This is a genomic window from Micromonospora sp. CA-248260 (genome assembly GCF_050942205.1).
Taxonomy (GTDB): domain Bacteria; phylum Actinomycetota; class Actinomycetes; order Mycobacteriales; family Micromonosporaceae; genus Micromonospora; species Micromonospora antibiotica.
This window is the reverse complement of the sequence record NZ_CP192021.1, coordinates 6,117,910-6,134,498: the sequence shown is the minus strand read 5'-3', so window position 1 is coordinate 6,134,498 and position 16,589 is coordinate 6,117,910. Positions and strand designations below refer to the sequence as shown.

The following is a 16,589-nucleotide window of genomic DNA, read 5'->3' as shown; positions in this document are numbered from 1 at the left end:
CGGCTCACGAACGCACCAGGCCCGGTGCCGGCGAGGGTTCGGCGGCGAGCACCGCACGGTACGCCGGCACCGTGGCCAGCAGTTCGGAGTGCCGGCCGACGGCGGTGATCCGCCCCCCGTCGAGCAGCGCCACCCGGTCGGCCAGCGCGACGGTCGACGGCCGGTGCACCACCAGCAGCGCGGTGGTGTCCCGCAGCACCCGGCGTAACGCCGCCTCGACCAGCGCCTCGGTCTGCACGTCCAGGGCGGAGAGCGGGTCGTCGAGGACCAGCAGCGCCGGCCGGCCGAGCACCGCGCGGGCCAGTGCCAACCGTTGCCGCTGCCCGCCGGAGAGCGACAGGCCCTGCTCGCCCACCCGGGTCGCCAACCCCCACGGCAGGTCGTACGCGAAGTCGGCCTGGGCCAGCGCCAACGCGGCCCGGACCTCGTCGCCGGTCGCGTCCGGGCAGCCCAGGGTGAGGTTCTCCCAGACCGACATGGAGAACAGGGTCGGCTCCTCGAAGGCCACCCCGACCAGCCGGCGCAGCGCATCCAGGCGTACCCCCCGCAGGTCGTGTCCGTCCAGGGTGATCCGGCCGCCGGTCACGTCGTAGAGCCGGGGGACCAGGGAGAGCAGGGTGCTCTTGCCGCAGCCGGTCGCCCCGACCAGGGCCAGCGTCTCGCCCGGCTCGACGGTCAGCTCGATCTCCCGCAGCACCGGTTCGGCGCTGCCCGGGTAGCGGAACGACACCCCCTCGAAGCGGAGCCGGCCGCGCACCGCCGACCGGGTCAGTGCGACCGCGTCCGGGGCGTCCACGATCGACGGCGGGGTGTCCAGCACCTCCTGGATGCGGTCCGCCGCGGTCGCCGCCTCCTGCCCGTTGGCGATGATCCAACCGAGCGACTGCACCGGCCAGATCAGCATGAGCTGGAGGCTGACGAACGCGACCAGTTCCCCGATGGTCAACGTGCCCCGGGCGACAAGCGTCGCGCCGCCGACCAGGGTCGCCCCCAGGGTCAGGTTGGGCACCAGGTCGAACAGGGCCGACGCGCGGGCCAGCAGGGCGCCCTTGCCGACGCCGGTGTCGTGCAGCGCGCGGGCCCGCCCGGCGAACCGGTCGGCCAGCTCCGGCCCCCGCCCGTACGCCTTCATGGTGCGCAGCCCCTGCGCGGTCTCCTCGACCAGGGTGGCCACGTCGCCCTGCTGGTCCTGCATCCGCCGCGACGCCGTGTGGTAGTGCCGGCCGAACCGGCGGCTGATCAGGAACAGCGGCACCGCGCTGGCGGCCACCAGCAGCCCCAGCGGCCCGTGCAGCCGGAGCAGAAGGGCCACCACGGCGACGTAGGTGACCACGTTGAGCACCAGGAACAGCAGGCCGAAGGAGAGGAACCGGCGCAGCACCGACAGGTCGCTGATCGCCCGGGAGAGCAGCTGCCCGGACTGCCAGCGGTCGTGGAAGCCGGCCGGCAGGCGTTGCAGGTGGGCGTAGAGGTCGGCGCGGATGGTCGCCTCCATGCCGACCGAGGAGGACGACTGGCTCCACCGCCGGATGAAGATCAGCACCGCCTCGACCAGCCCGAGCAGCAGGGCCAGCCCGCCGAGGCGGAGCAGCCCCGCCGGGTCGTGCCGGGCGATCGGCCCGTCCACCACCCGCTGCGCCACCAGGGGTACGGCGAGACCCGCCCCCGTCGCGGCCAGCGCGGCCAGCAGCAACAGCACGTACGCGGCGGCGTACGGGCGCAGGTAGCGGCGCAGCCGCCAGAGGTTGCGCAGCGGAGGGACCCGGCCGTCCGCCCTCGGGATGGCCGGGTCGCCGTCGCGCTGCGCAGGCACTACCCGACGGTAGCGTCGATCCGCGTCGATGCCGCTGTCAGGTTGCCGTCAGCCGGCGCTCGTGCCCGAGCAACCACTTCTTCACCGGCAGCCCGTACCGGTAGCCGCCGAGGGTCCCGTCGGTGCGCAGCACCCGGTGACAGGGGACGAAGAGGGCGGCGGCGTTACGGGCACAGGCGGCGGCGGCCGCCCGGACCGCGGCGGGCCGGCCGGCCAGCGCGGCGTACCCGGTGTAGGTGATCGGCTCACCGGGCTTGACGTCGCGCAGCACGGTCCACGCATGGGTCTGGAACGCGCCGCCGCTCTGCTGCCGTACCGGCACCCCGTCGATCGCGGTCAGGTCCCCGTCGAGGTAGGCGCGGACGGCGGCGGTCACCGGCCCGAGGTCGGCGTACGGCTCCAGTGGGCCACGCAGGCTCGGGTGCACCAACGGCAGCAGGCTCTGCGGGTCGGCGGTGAACCCGGCGGCCCGGACCGCGCCGTCCGGGTCGACCAGCACGCTGAGCGGGCCGGCCGGGGTGTCCATGGTGGTGGTGCCGATGGTGGTCATGCCGCTCTCCAGAGTCTGATCGCCGCGTACGACCGCCAGGGCCGCCAACGGTCGGCGTACGCGTCCAGGGTGGTGGGGGTGTGGGGCAGGCCGAGGGCGGCGGCGCCCCGGCGTATCGCGAGGTCGGTGGGGAGCAGCACGTCGGGGTCGCCGAGAGCCCGCATGGCCAGGTAACCGGCCGTCCACGGGCCGATCCCGGGCAGCGCGGTCAACCGTCGTACCGTCTCGGCCCGGTCCCCGCCCGGTTCCAGGTCGATCTCCCCGGCGGCGACCGCCCGGGCGAGCGCCCGGATCGTCTCCCGTCGGGCGACCGGCATCCCGAACGCCGCATCCGGCAACCCCAGCACCTCCTCCGCCCCCGGAACCCCCCACACCCCCCACCCCCCACTGCCCGCCCCGCCGCCCCCGCCCGCCCCGCCGTCCCCGCCCGCCCCGCCGGGGTGATCAAGAGGTTTGCGTCGCGGGGAAGCGCTCTCCGTGACGCAAACCTCTTGATCACCGGGGCCAGGGCCGGGGGTGGGGGTGGGGCCGGGGGTGGGGGTGGGGTGGGTCAGGAGGCGGGTGAGGGTGGTGCGGGCGGCGGGGAGGGAGACTTGCTGGCCGACGATGGCGCGCAGGGCCAACTCGAAGCCGTCCACCGACCGGGGCACACGGACCCCGGGTTCGGCGGCGACGACCCCGGCGAGGACCGGGTCGGCGGCCAGTGTCTGGTCGATCGCCTCCGGGTCGGCGTCCAGGTCGAACAGACGCCTGCACCGGGCCACCGCCGGGGCCAGGTCCCGCAGGTCGGCCAGCCGCAGCGTCGCCACGACGTGTCCGCTCGTCGGCGTCAACGCGACCTCCGCCGGGCCGTGCGGCAACCGCAACTCCCGGCGGTACGTCCCGTCGCGCACCTCCTCCAGGCCGGGCAGCACCCGGGCGGCGAGGTACTCCAGCAGGGCAGCGGCGTGCAGCGGCGGCCGGTACGCCAACCGGAGCGTGATCGTGCCCGCCCCGCCCGGTGCCGGTCGGCTGCCCCGCCCGGTACGCAGTTGCGACGGCACCGTCCCGTACACCTCGCGGACGGTGTCGTTGAACTGCCGCACACTGCCGAAGCCGGCCGCGAACGCCACCTCCGCCAGGCCCAGTCCGGTGGTCTCGATCAGCGTCCGTGCGGTCTGTGCCCGTTGCGCCCGGGCCAGCGCCAACGGGCCGGCACCCAACTCCGCCCGGAGCATCCGGTGCAGGTGCCGCTCGGTGTAGCCCAGCCGGGCGGCCAGCCCCGGCACGCCGTCCCGGTCGACCACCCCGTCGGCGATCAGCCGCATGGCCCGACCCACCACGTCGGCGCGGACGTCCCACTGCGGGGAACCGGGCGCGGCGTCCGGCCGGCACCGGCGGCAGGCCCGTAGCCCGGCCCCCTGCGCGGCGGCGGCCGACGGGAAGAACCGGACGTTGCGCCGCTTCGGCGTCATCGCCGGACACGACGGCCGGCAGTAGATCCCGGTCGACGTGACGCCGGTGTAGAACCAGCCGTCGAACCGCTGGTCACGGCTGTCCACGGCCCGATAGCACCGTTCAAAGTCCAACTCCACGCCACCGATCATGCCCGCAGCTCAGCAGCGGTGGCTCGCGGGAATCGGACCTGAGCATGCCCGGTCCGAGGGCGGCCACCGTCCGCGCCGCCCGGCGCGAGGGCGGGCGACCCCGCCGGCCGACAGCAGTAAGTCGACGGCCGGCAGGGTCGCCGTGCGTCAGTTCCCCGTCGTCGGGGCGGCCGGCCGGCCGCCCGCGCGGCCCTCGTCGACGGGCGGTGCGGTGCGGGCGGGGACCGGTGCGGCGGGGACCCGGCCGGTCCGGGGCTGGTCGACGGGTGGTGCGGTGCGGGCCGGTGCGGGCATCCCGGGTGCCGCCGGTGCGGCGGTGCGGGCCGGGACGGGTGCGCCCGGTTCGGCGGTCCGGCCGGTCAGCGGTGGCCGGTCTACGGGTGGTGCGGTCCGGGCCGGGGCGGGGACCGGCGCGGCCGGCCCCCTGCTCGGCGTCGAGGCCGGTACGGCGGGCGGGGCGTCCCCGCGACCGCTGGCGGCCATCGCGAGCGGGGCGGCGATCAGCACGGCGGCGACGGCACCCACGGCGCTCATCGTCACGGTGGCGCGGCGTCGGGTACGGGCCCGGTGTTCCGCGCGGGTCAACTGGTCGTGCACTGTCGGTGCCTCCTCGGCAAGGTCGGTGAGGGTGGCGCGGATGAGGTCCTCGATGGGCGTGGTCACCGCCGTACCTCCAGCAGTTCGATGTCCGGCAGGAGTTGCCGCAACCGGGCCACGGCCCGGTGGGTGCGGCTGCGCACGGTGCCGACCGAGCAGCCGAGCGCGGCGGCCACCTGGGTCTCGGTCAGGTCCTCGTAGTAGCGCAGGACCACGACCGTGCGCTGGGCCGCCGGCAGCGCGCGCAGCGCGGCCCGCATCGCCAGGCGTACGTCGGTGCCGCCGAACGGGTCGGGACCGGCCCGTTCGGCGGCACCGGTGAGCAACGTCTCCCGGTACCGGCGCAGTCGCCGCCACCAGCTGACCTGCTCCCGGTACATGACCGCGCGCAGGTAACCCTCCGGGTCGGCGTGACGCAGGTCGCGCCACTTCGGAATGGTCCTGGCCAGCGCCGACTGGAACAGGTCCTCGGCGGCGTGCCGGTCCCCGGTGAGCAGGTACGCGACCCGCATCAGGGCCGGCGTCCGGCTGGCCACGAACTCGGCCAGCCGGGCCCGGTCGTCCTCGTCCACCCGCCCTCCCCGATGTTGGCTGTCACCGATACAGACGCCCCAGCCCGGCGCAGCTATCCCGGGATCCGCGGGGAGTTTCCCGCGGCAAAGTGTCGGTAGTGGTCGGTAGCGTCCCGGCACCAACTCCAGAAGGGTGCGGCGATGGCGAGCGTGACCGGGCGGGGCGACCCTCGGTCAGGGCGGGCGCGGCTGGACGAGGCCGCCGCGCAGGGCCTCTACGACCGGATGCGGGTGGTCGCGCCGGCCGCCTTCGGTGCGATCGAGCGGGACCGGGCCGACGACCCGGCGCGGCCGTTCGCCGACACCGCGTGCGGTCGGCTGGCCGGGTCCCTCGACGCGGCCGGTCTGCGGGCGCTGGGCATGTGGGCGCACCACTGGTGCATGCGGTTCTACGACGACGACACCCGGGTCGGCCGGCGGCTGGTCCGGGAGATCGCCGGCCGGCGGGGGCTGGGCTGGACGGCCGACGAGGTCCACTGGATGCTCGGTGAGTCCGAGCGGGCCGGCCCGACCGCGCCGGACCGGTTCACCCTGCCGCTCGCGGCGGCGGGTGAGTTGCCCGGGGTGACCGACGGCGGGGTGGGCTGGCGTCTCGCCGGGTGACCCGGGCCGGTGACCGCAGCGGCGGCGCGACCCGCCGGGTGGCGGTTGCCGGGGGTTGGGGTGGGCGGGGCCGGCGGTGGCGCAGGATGGGGGCGGGAGTCAGCCAGCGAGAGGACCAGGATGCCCGCCGTTCAACCGACGATCGTCGCCACCAGCATGGGTTTCACCAGCCGGGGTCGGGGGCCCCTGGATGCCGCCCCCGGGCCGGTCTTCGACCTGATGGCCGAGTTGGCGCAGGTCGACGAGCCGAGGATCTGCTATCTCAACCAGGCCGTCGGCGACCAGCCCACCTCGTTGACGATCTTCCACGGCGCATTCGCCGGTACCCGTTACCGCCCGTCGCACCTGGCGCTGTTTCCGATGCCCAACGTCGAGGACGTCCGGGCCCACCTGCTCGGCCAGGACATCATCTGGGTCGGTGGCGGCAGCGTGGCCAACCTGTGCGCGGTGTGGCGGGTGCACGGCCTGCCGGAGATCCTGCGCGAGTGCTGGGAGGCCGGGGTGGTGCTCGGTGGGGTCTCCGCGGGCTCGATCTGCTGGCACGTCGGCGGGCCCACCGACAGCTTCGGGCGGCAGTTGCGCGCCTACACCGACGGCCTGGGCTGGTTGCGGTACGGCAACGGGGTGCACTACGACAGTGAGGCGCAGCGCCGGCCGCTGCTGCACCGGTTGGTCGCCGACGGCACCCTGCCGGCCAGCCACTGCACCGACGACGGGGTGGGGTTGGTCTACCGGGGCACCCGGCTGGCCGAGGCGGTCGCCGACCGGCCCGGCGTGGCCGCGTACGAGGTGGTGCCGGACGGTGCGGGTGGGGTGCGGGAGACCCGGATCGAGCCCCGGCTGCTGACCGCCTGAGCGTCTCCGACGGGCCTGCCTGCCGGGTACCGGGGGCCGACGGCGTAAGCTGGCCCGTCGTGAGTCTCACCATCGGCATCGTCGGCCTGCCCAACGTCGGCAAGAGCACCCTGTTCAACGCGTTGACCAAGAACGACGTGCTCGCGGCGAACTACCCGTTCGCCACCATCGAGCCCAACGTCGGGGTGGTGGGGCTGCCGGACGGGCGGCTCGACAAGCTCGCGGAGATCTTCTCGTCGCAGAAGGTGCTGCCCGCGCCGGTGTCGTTCGTCGACATCGCCGGTCTGGTCCGGGGGGCGTCGAAGGGGCAGGGCCGGGGCAACGCGTTCCTGGCGAACATCCGGGACGCCTCGGCCATCTGCCAGGTGGTGCGGGCCTTCTCCGACCCGAACGTGGTGCACGTCGACGGCAAGGTCTCGCCGGCCGACGACATCGAGACGATCAACACCGAGCTGATCCTGGCCGACCTGCAGACCCTGGAGAAGGCGCTGCCACGGCTGGAGAAGGAGGCCAAGCTCCGTAAGGACCGGGCCGCCGCCGTCGCCGCCGCGAAGCAGGCCGTCGAGGTGCTCGACGGCGGCATCACCCTGTACGCCGGGGCAGCCGCCGCCAAGATCGAGCTGGAGCACCTGCGGGAGCTGCACCTGCTCACCACCAAGCCGTTCCTCTACGTCTTCAACGTCGACGAGGCGGAGTTGGCCAACGCCGCCTTCCTCGACGAGTTGCGCGCCCTGGTGGCCCCCGCCGAGGCGGTGTTCATGGACGCCAAGATCGAATCCGAGCTGGTGGATCTGCCCGAGGAGGAGGCCCGCGAGCTGCTGGAGTCCATCGGGCAGTCCGAGCCGGGGCTGAACCAGCTCGTCCGGGTCGGCTTCCGCACGCTCGGGCTCCAGACGTACCTCACGGCGGGGCCGAAGGAGGCGCGGGCCTGGACGGTGCCGGTCGGCGCGACCGCCCCGGAGGCCGCCGGGGTGATCCACAGCGATTTCCAGCGCGGCTTCATCAAGGCCGAGGTGGTCTCCTACGGCGACCTGGTCGCGGCCGGTTCGATGGCGGCGGCGAAGGCCGCCGGCAAGGTCCGGATCGAGGGCAAGGAGTACGTCATGCAGGACGGCGACGTGGTGGAGTTCCGCTTCAACGTCTGATCCCAGCCCGCCCAGCCGCGGACCGCGGGTGCCTCGCCGCCGCCGAGGGGCGCGGGTCAGGGGTGCCCCAGCCGGGGGTCGTCCGCCCACGGTGAGTGCGGGTGGGCCAGTCGGACCGCGTCGCGCAACCACCGGCGCTGCGCCGGGGTCAGCAGGTGTCGGGCGACGTCCAGGTCGTGCTCGTCGCGGGGGCGCGGGTCGGGTGACTTCCACAGCAGTTGGGTGCCGGGCGTCCCGGTCGGTACGGCGCGGACGGACACTACCGCCGATTCCCACGGGAGCGTGATCCGTGGATCGCGTCGGTAGCGCCAGTCCGTCTCGGCACCGTCCTCCAGGTTGATCTGGAGGACGAAGCGGTCCCGGCCGGCGTCGTACACCCAGATGTTGTGCAGCCCGGTGGCGTCGTGCCCGTCCGCCAGCGGGAACAGGTGCCCCCGCCGGGCCGCGAACGGCCGCAGGTCCGCCGGTAGTGCGTGCAGCAGGGCGGGCAGCGCCGGCCGCAGGGTGCTGACGTCGATGTCGCCGTGCGGTCGGCTCGGGCTGCCGTGCCAGTGGTCGATGGCCCATCCCCCGGAGAGCCACCAGCGCGTCGGGCAGCCGGCGAACAACTCGTGCACCTCGGCGACCGAGAGCGCGGACCAGAGGTGCCGTTGAGGGTCGTACCGCACGGACCCAGGCTGACAGCCGGCCCCGCCGGACGCCAGTCGGGAACCGGCGCTCTCGCGGGTCACCGGTCGACCCGGCGACCACGGGACAGCGGGCGGGGTGGTGCTGACCCTACGGTGGTGGTGTGGTGACCTTGCGGCTGGAACCGATGACCGACGAGCAGTACCTCCGCTACCGGGAACACGCCGAGGAGGACTACGCGCGCAACATCGCCGCCTCCGGGGCGATGCCGTTGCCGGAGGCGCGGGAGAAGGCCCGGCAGGACTTCCAGGGCCTGCTGCCCGACGGCCTGGCCACCGAGGGGCACCGGCTCTGGACGGCGTACGACGACGACGTCGAGGTCGGTCGGCTCTGGCTGCACCTGGAGCAGAAGTCCGACGGCCTGCACGCCTTCGGCTACGACTTCGCGGTACGCGAGGAGCTGCGCCGCCGGGGCTACGGCCGGGCGATCATCGAGGCCGCCGAGCGGCTCTGCCGGGAGTGGGGCGTGGTCGCCATCGGGCTGAGCGTGTTCGGGTTCAACACCGGCGCGCGGGCGCTCTACGAGCAGATGGGCTTCGAGGTGACCGCGATCCGGATGGCCAAGCGGCTGTGACGTGCGGATCCCGGGCCGCCCGAACGAGCGCCCCGGGAGCGGGCGACGGCGTGCCGGCGCCAACACCGGCACCTCGACGATCGACGGCTGGCCCGGCCGGGGTCGGGACGCCCGCCCCGACCCCGCCCCGACCCCGGCCGGTCACCGGGTCAGCGCCGGTAGACCGAGACGTGCGATCTGCTGCCGTCGTCGAAGGGTTGCCGGTGCCAGTCGGCGTACCGGGCGACGAGCCGTAGACCGGCCTGTTCGGCCAGCTCGTCGATCTGTTCCGGCCAGCGGTAGTGCATCGCGAACGGTTCCAGGTGCACCCCGTCGCGGTCGAAGGTGATCGTCTGCCGGATGAAGGTCTGTGCGGCCCGGTCGTACTGGTGCAGCCGGATGGTGGCGGAGTCCTCGGTCACCGCCCGCATCTGTACCTGCTCGTCCCGGTCGAAGTTGGCCGGGTCGGGCACGAACGCCTCGACGACGAACTCGCCACCGGGGGCCAGCACCCGGGCCACGTTGCGGAAGCAGTCCTGCTGCCGCTCCGCGCGCACCAGGTTGAACAGGGTGTTGAACACCAGGTAGATCAGCTGGTACGGACCCGTGACGGGCACGTCGGCCAGGTCGCCGACGGTGACCGGGATGCCGTCTCCGCCGGGCTTGGCGCGCAGCTTCGCCACCATCTCCGGTGACGCCTCGACCCCGTCGACGGGTACGCCCCGGGCGGCGAGCGGCAACGCCACCCGGCCCGTCCCGATGGCGAGTTCCAGCACCCGTCCGCCGTCGGCCCGACCGGCGAGGAAGTCCACCGCCGGTGCCGGGTCGGGGTTGCCGGGGTTGTCGTAGCTGTCGGCCCACATCCTGCCGAAGTGGCCCGGGTCGTCGAAGACCGACATCAGCGGCCCCCTTCCCCGGGCCGGACCGCTCTGTCGTTACCGGCGCTGAGCCGCGCCGGCACTGCCGTGTCGCTGGTGGTCACGAAGCCTCGATTCCCGCTGCTGGAGGATTGTCGGTGCCTGGGTGGACCCCGTCGGGTACGACATGTCGTCAGCTCCTTCCGGTCGGCTTCACGCCCAGCCAAGCAGCGGCCCGTCAGTGGGGCAACCCGGTTTCCGGCGGGCGGGCCAGGTCCAGCGTCCAGTGCCGGGTACGGATCACCTGCTCGTTGAACTCGACGTCCTCCTCGCCGCGCGGGGTGAATCCGAGTGCCCGGCAGATCCCGTTGGACGGGCCGTTGGTGACGGCCGGGAAGGCGTGCACGGTGTCCCACCGTCGCTCGGCCCGGGCCTGGTCGAGCAGCGCGCGGACGCCCCGCTTGGCCAGGCCCCGGCCCTGGAACTCGGGCAGCACCATCCAGCCGATCTCGGCGGCCGTCCCGTCGTCCGGCGCGGGCCGCCAGAGGGTGACGGTCCCGGCGACGGCGTCGTCCACCACGATCATCTTGATCAGGGCGGTGCCGTCGGCGGCCAACCGGGCGTCCCGGCGGACCTGCCGGGTCACGTGGGCCGGCGGCAGCGGCCCGCCGAGTTCGGCCATCATCACCGGGTCGCAGCGCATCCGCAGGTACGCCTCGACGTCGGTGGCCAGCACGTCACGCAGGAACACGCCGCACCTGCCCCCGCCGGCCACAGTGGAGAGTCGTCCGCATGGGCCGAGTATTCCAGGGACCGCCCGATCCGGGGGTCAGGCGGAGCGGGGTGGGCACCCGTCGGCGGCGCGGCGGGAGGGGCGGGTCGGCGGGCGGGTCGGTGGCCGGCAGCGCGGGGGCGGTCAGGAGATGTAGTGCAGGATCACGTTGTGCACGTGGTGGCTCTTCTGCGCCCCCCGGAACTCCACCTCGTAGGTGTGGGTGCCGACGTGCACCGCGATCGAGCCGGTGGAGAAGAACTCCCCGCCCCACGACTTGTTGCTCACCACGCTCACGCTAGTGATCTTGGAGTACGGGATGCTGGTGATCGCGAACTTCTTCCCCACGAATGACCGGTCCTGGATGATCACCCGCCGGTCGGTCAGGCCGATGAACCCGGTGCCGGTGCCGACGGCGTCGTAGACGGCGATGATCTGTTCCCCGTCGAGCAGTCCACTGCGGATCTGGTTGAACTGCTCCTTGCGGTCGTACGTCGCATTTGCCATGGAATCCACGGTAGGAGGTGCCCGCCAGCGTCGGCGGTTGCCCGCCGGTTGGCCCCGTCGACTAGTCTCCCCATGCCTGGCCAGACGCGGGCGACGGGGGAGGGAAGCGGCGTGACCAGCGAGCATTCCGAGGCGCAACCCACCGACGAGGCCCGGCCGGAGCCCTCGTCGGCACCGACCGGTGGCGCGGACGCGGCTGCGCCCCGCCGGGCGGGCACCACCGACGTGCCCGACTGGGAGCCGTGGCCGCAGCGGCCGCCCACCCGGGGCCGGCTGAACCGGATGGCCGTCGTCACCCTCGTGTTCGGCCTGCTCGGCGGGGTGCTCGCGCCGGTCACCGCCGTGTTCGCGCTGCGACGGATCAGGCGCGAGGGCGAGCGGGGGAAGGGTCTGGTGACCGCCGGGCTGGTGCTTCTCGGCGGCTGGGTGCTGGCCGGCCTGGTGGCGTGGGGCGTCACGACGACCGGCACCGACCCGGACACCGGGCTGCGGGGGCTACGGGTGGGGGACTGCTTCCGGGTGCCAACCGGGGCCACCGCCAGCCGTACCGCGCCGGAGCAGGTCACCCGGGTCGGCTGTGACGCGCCCCACAACGCCGAGTACGTCGACGACTTTCCGGCGTACGAACGCTCCGCCGACGAGCGTTACCCCGGCGCGGCGGCGCTCTCCCAGCGGGCGGAGACGCTCTGCCGGCAGCGCCAGCGCAGCTACGTGGTGGACCCGCTGGGGTTGCCCGCCGAGGTGCGGTTGAGCTGGTACCTGCCGACCCGGGTCGACTGGTCCACCGATCCCACCATCACCTGCTATCTGACCTCACCGACCCAGCTGTCCCGTCCGCTGCGGATGGACAGTACGGTGCTCGACCCGGCGCAGCTCGGCTACCTGCTGGCCAGCCGGGACTGGACCGAGGCGCGGGCCGCCCTGGTGGCCAGCGGGTCGACCGCCACCCCGGCGACGTTGCGTGACGCGGTCCGCCGGGCCGAGGGCACCCACACCGACATGTGGTTCCGGTTGCGCCGGGAACCCTGGCCGGAGGCGGTCTGGCCGGCGATGGAACGGCTGCTCACCGAGATGGAGCAGGACGAGCCGGCCTGGCGGGACGCCGACGGCGAGCCCGACCGGGGCAGGCTGCTCCAGATCGTGGCACAGGCGGGGCAGCACCCGGACCCGGCCACCGAGCTCGCCGTACGCCAGGCCCTTCGGTTGCCCACCGCGCAGGGTGAACCGATGCGGTGACCGTGACCGACGGTGTCGAGTTGACCACTCGGTGGGGGTGGGTCGGACGTTCCGGGGAGCTGGTCGGCCGCTGATCGGCCCTAGGCTGAGGCTGGTGGCGACGGTGCGGTGGCGGACGGGGGCCGACGATGACGGGGGTGGCCGTGGGCGTGCTGCCGTCGGACGGGTGCCCGCCGTCGCGGGGCGCTCAGTCCGCCGTCACCGCACGGTACGCGTCCTCGATGCGGGCGGCGAGCAGCACCTCACCGTCGGTGAGTGGCTCGCCGTCGCCGTGGCCGACCCGGATGCGCGTCTCGGTGTCCTGTCGGCTGATGTCCGGTCGCAACCGCAGCGCGTCCGCGACGACCTTGACCCGCTCGGTCAGCTCCGCGTGCTGGGAGTCGTCCATTACCAGGGTGCGGCGGATCTGCTCACCGTCACGGGTCCACCCGTGCAGGAGCGTGAGGGCGTCACTGAGATAGTCGTGCTTGGTTCGGCTGGTGAACAGCGCACGCATCACCGCACCTCCCAGGCGCCGTTGCCGGCTTGTGGCCAAATCGTCGCCGTCCCGTGTCCTCGTGGTGTTAACAGTCTGTCGACCTGACGGCGGTGTGTCCACGCCCACACTTCCGTCTCTTATTGGCCTACCGGTCGAGGACGGTACCCAAACCGACGATTGATCTGGCACGCTGGACGCCCGTGCAGACCGAACGGTGTAGCGGTGACGGGCAGACCGACCGGCGTGAGCCGCGGGTGGTCGTGGGTGCGGCGATCATCTCCGCGGGGCGGGTGCTCGCCTGTGCGCGCACCGCGCCCCCCGAGGTCGCCGGCATGTTCGAGTTTCCCGGCGGCAAGGTCGAGCCGGGCGAGAGCGAGACGGCCGCGCTGATCCGCGAGTGCGCCGAGGAGCTGGCCGTCCGGGTGGAGATCGGCGACCGGATCGGCCGGGACGTCCGGATGGCCCACGGCCGGTCGGTGTTGAAGGTGTACGCGGCCCGCCTGTTGCACGGCGACCAGCCGCGCGCGCTGGAACACTCCGCGCTGCGCTGGCTCGCCGCCGGTGAGCTGGACAGCGTCACCTGGCTTCCCGCCGACGCGCCGATCGTCGCCGCCCTCCGCCCGCTGCTGGCCGCCGACTGACGGGTCGGCCACCCGGGTGCGGACGGCGACGGGGGCCGCGGCTTGCGCCGCGACCCCCGTCGTCTGTCGTGCCCGTTGCGGGCCCGCCGGGTGGCGTCAGTGCTTGCGGGCCCGCCGGGTGGCGTCAGTGCCTGTCGCCCTCGCCTGCCGGCTTGTCGTCCTGGCTCGGGTGGGCGAAGTTGAGGTGCTCCGGCGGCAGCGGGAAGGTGACGTCGTCACCGAACGGCGACGGGGCCGCCGCCCGGTCGAAGGTCAGCTCCGTCAGCGGGAGCCTGCCCCGGTCGTCGACCGCCGGCATCGTCGGGTGCGGGACCTCGCGGTGCCAGTTCACACCCTGCTGCGCCTGGGCCTCCGCGGCCGGGTCGCCGGAACCGCCGGCGTGCGAGTGGACCCCGGTCTGACGAGCGCCGCTGTGCACCACGGACCCCTTTCCCGCGCTGTTCGCGGTGCTCTGGGGCGTCTCGCCCCGACGGAAGATCTTGCTACCGAGCCATACCAGGGGATCGTACCTGCGGTCGACGACCCGTTCCTTCATGGGGATGATCCCGTTATCGGTGATCTTGATGTGCTCGGGGCAGACCTCCGTGCAGCACTTGGTGATATTGCAGAAGCCGAGCCCCTGCTCCTGCTGCGCGTACTGCTTGCGGTCGGTCTTCGCGTCCAACGGGTGCATGTCCAGCTCGGCGGCCCGGATGAAGAACCGGGGGCCGGAGAAGGCCGGCTTGTTCTCCTCGTGGTCGCGGATCACGTGGCACACGTTCTGGCACAGGAAGCACTCGATGCACTTGCGGAACTCCTGCGAGCGCTCCACGTCGACCTGCTGCATCCGGTACTCGCCCGGGGCCAGGTCGGCCGGCGGGGCGAAGGCCGGCGTCTCCCGCGCCTTTTCGTAGTTGAACGAGACGTCCGTGACCAGGTCCCGGATCACCGGGAAGGTCCGCAGCGGGGTGACCGTGACGGTCTCCGACTCCTCGAACGTCGACATCCGGGTCATGCAGCTCAGCCGGGGCTTGCCGTTGATCTCCATCGAGCAGGAGCCGCACTTGCCCGCCTTGCAGTTCCACCGGCAGGCCAGGTCCGGCGCCTCGGTGGCCTGGAGCCGGTGGATGACGTCGAGGACGACCTCGCCCTCGTTCACCTCGACCGAGTAGTCCTGGAGGTCACCGCCGGTCTCGTCGCCCCGCCAGATGCGGAACTCCCTCTTGCTTCCCATCAGTTCGCCTCCTCGGTGAGGGCGTCGAAGTCGGCCAGCTCCTCGTCGGTCAGATACTTGGCCAGCTCGGTCCGGTCGAAGAGACCGATCAACTCGGCCCGCATCTTCGGCAGCGGCTTGTGCTCCAGCCGGACGGTGTCGCCGTCCAGGGCGCAGACCAGGTTGACCCGACGCCAGCTCGGATCCATGGTCGGGAAGTCCTCGCGGGTGTGCCCGCCGCGCGACTCCTGCCGCTCCAGCGCCGCCTTCGCGGTGCACTCCGAGACGACCAGCATGTTGCGCAGGTCCAACGCCAGGTGCCAGCCCGGGTTGTAGCGCCGGCCGCCGGCCGCGCTCACCTTCGCCACCCGCTCGCGCAGCTCGGTCAGCCTGTGCAGCGCGTCGACCAGCTCGCCCTCCCGGCGGATGATCCCGACCAGATCCCCCATCACCGCCTGGAGGTCCTGCTGCAGGGTGTACGGGTTCTCCCCGGTGTCCCGCTGCAACGGCGCCAGCGCCGCCTCCACGGCGGTCTCCACCGCACCCACCGGCACCTTCGGCCGCGAGGTCAGCTGATCGGTGTACGACGCCGCGTGCCCGCCCGCCCGCTTGCCGAAGACCAGCAGGTCGGACAGGGAGTTGCCACCCAACCGGTTGGAGCCGTGCATGCCACCGGACACCTCACCAGCGGCGAACAGCCCCTGCACGGTGCCGTACGCGGCCCCGGAGTCCGGGTCCACCTCGACGCCGCCCATCACGTAGTGGCAGGTCGGCCCGACCTCCATCGGCTCGGCCGTGATGTCGACGTCGGCCAGTTCCTTGAACTGGTGGTACATCGACGGCAGCCGGCGACGGATCTCGTCGGCCGAACGCCGGGAGGCGATGTCCAGGTAGACACCGCCGGCCGGCGTACCCCGACCGGCCTTGACCTCGCTGTTGATCGCGCGGGCGACCTCGTCGCGGGGGAGCAGCTCCGGCGGGCGTCGGTTGTTGTCCGGGTCGGTGTACCAGCGGTCCGCCTCCTCCTCGGTCTCCGCGTACTGCTTGCGGAAGACGTCGGGGACGTAGTCGAACATGAACCGCTTGCCGTCGGAGTTCTTCAGCACCCCGCCGTCACCGCGCACCGACTCGGTGACCAGGATGCCCTTCACCGAGGGCGGCCAGACCATGCCGGTCGGGTGGAACTGGAGGAACTCCATGTTGATCAGCGTGGCCCCGGCGCGCAGGGCCAACGCGTGCCCGTCCCCGGTGTACTCCCAGGAGTTCGAGGTGACCTTGTAGGAGCGGCCGACGCCGCCGGTGGCCAGCACCACCGCCGGGGCCTCGAACAGGATGAACTCCCCGGACTCCCGGTAGTAGCCGAACGCCCCGGCCACCCGGTCGCCGTCGAGCAGCAGCTCGGTGATGGTGGTCTCGGAGAACACCTTGATCCGGGCCTCGTAGTCGCCGAGGTCGCGCTTGTCCTCCTGCTGGAGGGAGACGATCTTCTGCTGGAGGGTGCGGATCAGCTCCAGGCCGGTCCGGTCACCGACGTGCGCCAGCCGGGGGTACTCGTGCCCACCGAAGTTGCGCTGGGAGATCTTGCCGTCCTTGGTCCGGTCGAAGAGCGCCCCGTACGTCTCCAGCTCCCAGATCCGCTGCGGCGACTCCTTCGCGTGCAGCTCGGCCATCCGGAAGTTGTTGAGGAACTTGCCGCCGCGCATGGTGTCGCGGAAGTGCACCTGCCAGTTGTCCCGGCTGTTCACGTTCCCCATCGCGGCAGCCGCGCCGCCCTCGGCCATCACGGTGTGCGCCTTACCGAAGAGCGACTTGGAGATGATCGCGGTCTTCTTGCCGGCGAGCCGGGCCTCGATCGCCGCGCGCAGGCCGGCGCCGCCGGCCCCGATCACGACGACGTCGTAGTGGTGTCGTTCGATGCGAGTGGTAGTGGTCATGTCGCCGCGCC

The 16,589-nt window shown here is 73.0% G+C and carries 17 protein-coding genes and 2 pseudogenes; 6 read left to right on the top strand and 13 right to left on the bottom strand.

Going from position 1 to position 16,589, the window contains the following annotated elements:
* Positions 1 to 4 precede the first annotated feature (4 nt).
* The 6 genes and pseudogenes from ACQP2H_RS26485 to ACQP2H_RS26460 all read right to left on the bottom strand — a co-directional run bounded on the left by ACQP2H_RS26485 (position 5) and on the right by ACQP2H_RS26460 (position 5,118).
* Positions 5 to 1,813, bottom strand: a complete 1,809-nt coding sequence (locus ACQP2H_RS26485) for an ABC transporter ATP-binding protein (protein WP_219464645.1) — start codon at positions 1,811 to 1,813, stop codon at positions 5 to 7.
* Positions 1,814 to 1,850: 37 nt separating this feature from the next.
* Positions 1,851 to 2,363: a methylated-DNA--[protein]-cysteine S-methyltransferase gene (locus ACQP2H_RS26480; protein WP_219464644.1), complete on the bottom strand. Its 513-nt coding sequence runs from the start codon at positions 2,361 to 2,363 to the stop codon at positions 1,851 to 1,853.
* A pseudogene (locus tag ACQP2H_RS26475) lies at positions 2,360 to 2,725 on the bottom strand (DNA-3-methyladenine glycosylase family protein); the annotation flags it as partial. The gene ACQP2H_RS26480 and the pseudogene ACQP2H_RS26475, both read right to left, overlap by 4 nt.
* Before the next feature lie 188 nt (positions 2,726 to 2,913).
* Positions 2,914 to 3,937, bottom strand: a pseudogene (locus tag ACQP2H_RS26470) (bifunctional transcriptional activator/DNA repair enzyme AdaA); the annotation flags it as partial.
* Positions 3,938 to 4,096: 159 nt separating this feature from the next.
* Positions 4,097 to 4,612: a hypothetical protein gene (locus tag ACQP2H_RS26465; protein WP_433229300.1), complete on the bottom strand. Its 516-nt coding sequence runs from the start codon at positions 4,610 to 4,612 to the stop codon at positions 4,097 to 4,099.
* A complete protein-coding gene (locus tag ACQP2H_RS26460) occupies positions 4,609 to 5,118 on the bottom strand; it encodes a SigE family RNA polymerase sigma factor (protein WP_219464642.1) in 510 nt (169 codons plus the stop codon). Before ACQP2H_RS26460 ends, ACQP2H_RS26465 begins: the two co-directional genes overlap by 4 nt.
* A 141-nt stretch (positions 5,119 to 5,259) precedes the next feature.
* Between ACQP2H_RS26460 and ACQP2H_RS26455 the strand changes: the two genes are divergently transcribed.
* From ACQP2H_RS26455 to ychF, 3 genes are all read left to right on the top strand, one after another.
* Positions 5,260 to 5,721 carry a hypothetical protein gene (locus tag ACQP2H_RS26455; protein ID WP_219464641.1) on the top strand — a complete coding sequence of 154 codons (462 nt, stop codon included), beginning with the start codon at positions 5,260 to 5,262 and terminating at the stop codon, positions 5,719 to 5,721.
* 120 nt (positions 5,722 to 5,841) lie between these two features.
* On the top strand, positions 5,842 to 6,576 hold the full coding sequence (locus ACQP2H_RS26450) for a peptidase E (protein WP_219464640.1): 735 nt from the start codon (positions 5,842 to 5,844) through the stop codon (positions 6,574 to 6,576).
* Between the two features lie 59 nt (positions 6,577 to 6,635).
* Entirely contained in the window at positions 6,636 to 7,721 is a 1,086-nt protein-coding gene (gene ychF, locus ACQP2H_RS26445) for a redox-regulated ATPase YchF (RefSeq protein ID WP_219464639.1), read from the top strand.
* Between the two features lie 56 nt (positions 7,722 to 7,777).
* On the opposite strand, the gene ACQP2H_RS26440 is transcribed toward ychF, so the two are convergent.
* The gene (locus ACQP2H_RS26440) at positions 7,778 to 8,389 is read right to left on the bottom strand and encodes a nucleotidyltransferase domain-containing protein (protein WP_363818960.1); all 612 of its coding nucleotides are present in this window, start codon (positions 8,387 to 8,389) and stop codon (positions 7,778 to 7,780) included.
* Between the two features lie 122 nt (positions 8,390 to 8,511).
* Between ACQP2H_RS26440 and ACQP2H_RS26435 the strand changes: the two genes are divergently transcribed.
* A complete protein-coding gene (locus tag ACQP2H_RS26435; protein WP_433229296.1) occupies positions 8,512 to 8,982 on the top strand; it encodes a GNAT family N-acetyltransferase in 471 nt (156 codons plus the stop codon).
* Between the two features lie 149 nt (positions 8,983 to 9,131).
* On the opposite strand, the gene ACQP2H_RS26430 is transcribed toward ACQP2H_RS26435, so the two are convergent.
* From ACQP2H_RS26430 to ACQP2H_RS26420, 3 genes are all read right to left on the bottom strand, one after another.
* Positions 9,132 to 9,860: a class I SAM-dependent methyltransferase gene (locus tag ACQP2H_RS26430; RefSeq protein ID WP_357535185.1), complete on the bottom strand. Its 729-nt coding sequence runs from the start codon at positions 9,858 to 9,860 to the stop codon at positions 9,132 to 9,134.
* A gap of 196 nt (positions 9,861 to 10,056) precedes the next feature.
* Positions 10,057 to 10,569: a GNAT family N-acetyltransferase gene (locus ACQP2H_RS26425; protein ID WP_219464633.1), complete on the bottom strand. Its 513-nt coding sequence runs from the start codon at positions 10,567 to 10,569 to the stop codon at positions 10,057 to 10,059.
* 165 nt (positions 10,570 to 10,734) lie between these two features.
* On the bottom strand, positions 10,735 to 11,097 hold the full coding sequence (locus ACQP2H_RS26420) for a PH domain-containing protein (protein ID WP_208568026.1): 363 nt from the start codon (positions 11,095 to 11,097) through the stop codon (positions 10,735 to 10,737).
* Between the two features lie 111 nt (positions 11,098 to 11,208).
* On the opposite strand from ACQP2H_RS26420, the gene ACQP2H_RS26415 reads away from it, so the two are divergent.
* Entirely contained in the window at positions 11,209 to 12,333 is a 1,125-nt protein-coding gene (locus ACQP2H_RS26415) for a septum formation family protein (RefSeq protein ID WP_433229293.1), read from the top strand.
* 187 nt (positions 12,334 to 12,520) lie between these two features.
* Here the strand turns inward: ACQP2H_RS26415 and ACQP2H_RS26410 are convergent, their stop codons facing one another.
* On the bottom strand, positions 12,521 to 12,829 hold the full coding sequence (locus ACQP2H_RS26410) for a 4a-hydroxytetrahydrobiopterin dehydratase (RefSeq protein ID WP_357535181.1): 309 nt from the start codon (positions 12,827 to 12,829) through the stop codon (positions 12,521 to 12,523).
* A gap of 182 nt (positions 12,830 to 13,011) precedes the next feature.
* On the opposite strand from ACQP2H_RS26410, the gene ACQP2H_RS26405 reads away from it, so the two are divergent.
* On the top strand, positions 13,012 to 13,452 hold the full coding sequence (locus ACQP2H_RS26405; RefSeq protein WP_357535179.1) for a (deoxy)nucleoside triphosphate pyrophosphohydrolase: 441 nt from the start codon (positions 13,012 to 13,014) through the stop codon (positions 13,450 to 13,452).
* A 124-nt stretch (positions 13,453 to 13,576) separates the two neighbouring features.
* Here the strand turns inward: ACQP2H_RS26405 and ACQP2H_RS26400 are convergent, their stop codons facing one another.
* Positions 13,577 to 14,665 carry a succinate dehydrogenase/fumarate reductase iron-sulfur subunit gene (locus ACQP2H_RS26400; protein ID WP_208568030.1) on the bottom strand — a complete coding sequence of 363 codons (1,089 nt, stop codon included), beginning with the start codon at positions 14,663 to 14,665 and terminating at the stop codon, positions 13,577 to 13,579.
* The gene (locus ACQP2H_RS26395) at positions 14,665 to 16,578 is read right to left on the bottom strand and encodes a fumarate reductase/succinate dehydrogenase flavoprotein subunit (protein ID WP_208568031.1); all 1,914 of its coding nucleotides are present in this window, start codon (positions 16,576 to 16,578) and stop codon (positions 14,665 to 14,667) included. Before ACQP2H_RS26395 ends, ACQP2H_RS26400 begins: the two co-directional genes overlap by 1 nt.
* Positions 16,579 to 16,589 lie beyond the last annotated feature (11 nt).

Coding starts and splice junctions, on each gene's coding strand:
- ACQP2H_RS26455 (WP_219464641.1), top strand. CDS start 5,260: ATGGCGAGCGTGACCGGGCGGGGCGACCCTCGGTCAGGGCGGGCGCGG.
- ACQP2H_RS26400 (WP_208568030.1), bottom strand. CDS start 14,665: ATGGGAAGCAAGAGGGAGTTCCGCATCTGGCGGGGCGACGAGACCGGC.
- ACQP2H_RS26450 (WP_219464640.1), top strand. CDS start 5,842: ATGCCCGCCGTTCAACCGACGATCGTCGCCACCAGCATGGGTTTCACC.
- ACQP2H_RS26480 (WP_219464644.1), bottom strand. CDS start 2,363: ATGACCACCATCGGCACCACCACCATGGACACCCCGGCCGGCCCGCTC.
- ACQP2H_RS26420 (WP_208568026.1), bottom strand. CDS start 11,097: ATGGCAAATGCGACGTACGACCGCAAGGAGCAGTTCAACCAGATCCGC.
- ACQP2H_RS26410 (WP_357535181.1), bottom strand. CDS start 12,829: ATGCGTGCGCTGTTCACCAGCCGAACCAAGCACGACTATCTCAGTGAC.
- ACQP2H_RS26430 (WP_357535185.1), bottom strand. CDS start 9,860: ATGTCGGTCTTCGACGACCCGGGCCACTTCGGCAGGATGTGGGCCGAC.
- ACQP2H_RS26395 (WP_208568031.1), bottom strand. CDS start 16,578: ATGACCACTACCACTCGCATCGAACGACACCACTACGACGTCGTCGTG.